The organism is Pseudomonas sp. OTU5201 (assembly GCF_038440135.1).
In the GTDB taxonomy this organism is placed as follows: Bacteria; Pseudomonadota; Gammaproteobacteria; order Pseudomonadales; family Pseudomonadaceae; genus Metapseudomonas; species Metapseudomonas resinovorans.
In genome coordinates, this window is record NZ_JASATC010000116.1 from 1 (window position 1) to 310 (window position 310).

The window sequence follows — 310 nt, forward strand, 5'->3', positions numbered from 1 at the left end:
CAGGCCGTGATCAAGTCGCGCTTCGCCTCCGAGGAAGTCACCGTGGACTTCTCCGACCCGACCATGGCGATGATGAACCCCAACCATGCCTACGGCACCGTGAAGGACTGCATCGGCTATGTGCAGCGCCTGATCGACGCCGGCGCCGACGAAATCCTCTTCATCTGCCAGATGGGCACCGTGCCCCAGTGGGCGCAGATCGAAACCCTGAAGAACATCGGCGAACACGTGATTCCCTACTTCCGCAAACAGAACGGACTGACCTGAGCCGCGGAGTGAGGAATGCAAAACGGGCCTTCGGGCCCGTTTT

Annotated in this window: 1 pseudogene; it reads left to right on the plus strand. The window is 60.6% G+C overall.

Going from position 1 to position 310, the window contains the following annotated elements:
• Positions 1 to 267, plus strand: a pseudogene (locus tag AAHM40_RS27095) (LLM class flavin-dependent oxidoreductase); the annotation flags it as partial.
• Between the last annotated feature and the right edge of the window lie 43 nt (positions 268 to 310).